1 protein-coding gene is annotated in these 2,205 nt (G+C 46.4%); it reads left to right on the top strand.

Annotated features, from left to right (window positions below):
• Positions 1 to 2,205, top strand: a 2,205-nt coding sequence (locus OB13_RS20070) for a LuxR C-terminal-related transcriptional regulator (RefSeq protein ID WP_461491965.1), incomplete at both ends; no start/stop codon positions are given.

Raw genomic sequence — 2,205 nt, forward strand, 5'->3', positions numbered from 1 at the left:
CCATTACTAACCATGATGTATTAAACCTTTTTGCCTATTTCATCGACCATCTACCACAAAACGTTCACCTGGTAATCCTGACCAGGGCTGATCCTCTTTTACCAATTGCAAAGCTAAGAAGTCAGCACCAGCTGGTAGAGTTAAGGGCGGTAGACCTGAGCTTTACGCTCAACGAGATTCATTTCCTATTCAATCGAAAGCTAAAATTCAAGCTAAGCATTGCGGAGGTACAATCCCTGGCCTTTAAAACAGAAGGCTGGATCGCCGGTTTGCAACTCCTTGCCCTGTCGCTTCAGGGCCGTGAAGACAGCGCATCGTTTATTCAGGATTTCAGAGGCGACAACCGGTATATAATGGATTACCTGATCGAAGAGGTGCTGAAGAACCAATCGCCGGAGATTAAAGAGTTTTTGCTACAGACTTCCCTGCTGGAACAACTATCCGCCCCGCTCTGCGATGCGCTTCTGGATCGCCAGGATAGTCAGGATGTACTGGAAATGCTGGAGAGAAATAACATGTTCATTGTTCCGTTAGATGCGGAACGAAAATGGTACCGTTACCACCACCTTTTTGCAGATTTATTAAAACAACGCCTGTTGGCTAAGGAAAAATCTGCTGTCCTGAAACTGCATGCCAAAGCCGGCGCCTGGTTTGAAGAAAACCACATGTATCCCTTGGCAATTGAGCATATGCTACAAATACAGCAGTATGAAAAAGCCATTCAGTTGCTGGCAGAATCATCGGAGGACCTGTGGGAAAACGGCAACCACGCTTCCATTATGAAGTATGGAGACCTGTTACCGGACGAGGTCATAAAAAAGAGCCCGGAGTTTAGCTTATTTTATGCCTGGGTACTTATTACGGCCGGGCAGATTCAAAAAGCCGCTCCGCTTTTAACCAATGCCGAAAAAATTACACGCCAGAAATTAGCTGCAGGGCAGGTCGAAGAGAAAGCGACCCTGTATCAGAAGAAATTGTTAGGGAAACTAGCAATTGCTACTGCTTATCAGTATTCCTTCCTGGGAAAGCCGGATATTATTTTGGACTACTGCCGCACGGCGCTGGAAAATCTCTCGGAGGAGGATCCTTTGTGGTTTAGTTGGGGAGGGTATACGGAAGGAATGGCCCAACTAGCCAATGAAAACATTTCAGAGAGCACCGAAGCCTTAAAAAAGGCGTTGGTGTTTGGCAAAAGATCCGGCAATATTTACCTCATTACGACTATCGGTATTACGCTGGGCTATACGGAAGGCCGGTTGGGGCTCTACAAAGTATCCTATAAAAGAAGCGCCGATCTTATAGAATTCCTGAAAGAGAACGGGTATGCTACGCTGGTTAAAACAGACTGGACCTTTGCCGTTTTATATGCTAACATGGCTGCCATCCAGTACTACTGGGGAGACGTGGCAGGAGCCTCTGAGCAGATAAAAATTGCGTATAACCTGTGTATCAGGGAAGCAAACATTACTTCCAAAGTACTGGTGCTGATCATCTATTCAGTGCTACTTTATACGGAGGGTGATTACATAGGGGCGGAAACCAAACTTAAGGAGCTGGAAGTGGCCATGCAAAAGAATAAGGTTGCCCCCTTCCTGTACTCCATGTATATCGGCTGGAAAGGAACCTTTCTCGTAGTCCGGAAAGAACTGGAAAAATCCCGCGCTTTTTTGGAAGATCATGGAGTAGTCTCTGGCAAAACCATTACCTATGCCGAAGAGTACCGCTATGTTGCCTATGCCTTGCTGCTCATGGCAGAATATAAACTGGATGAAGCGTACGGGCTGCTTTCCCAACTGTATGCTATGGCCAGTACTCAAAACCGGATTGAGCGCATGATTGAAACCAAGATCTTACTTTCCATCCTTCACCTGGTAAGAGGCGAAAAGGAAAAAGGATTGTCCTGCTTAACCGAATCGTTGGAATATGCCGCAGCTGACGAAATTGTCATGTATCATATCAATTACCTGGATCAGATCAACCCTTTGCTGCAGGAAGTGTTCAAAAACCAGGCAACAGGTAAAGGCAAACTCCCGCACCGGTTTATCAACAGTCTCAAGCGTACGATAGAAAAGCGGGGAAATTCAGCTTCCGGCAATTTTGGCCTTACTACCCGTGAACAGGAGACGCTGCAACTGATGGCCGAAAACCTGTCGAACCAGGAAATAGCCGATAAGCTCTTCGTATCCCTGAATACGGTCAAAACCC

The organism is Pontibacter sp. HJ8 (genome assembly GCF_054824225.1).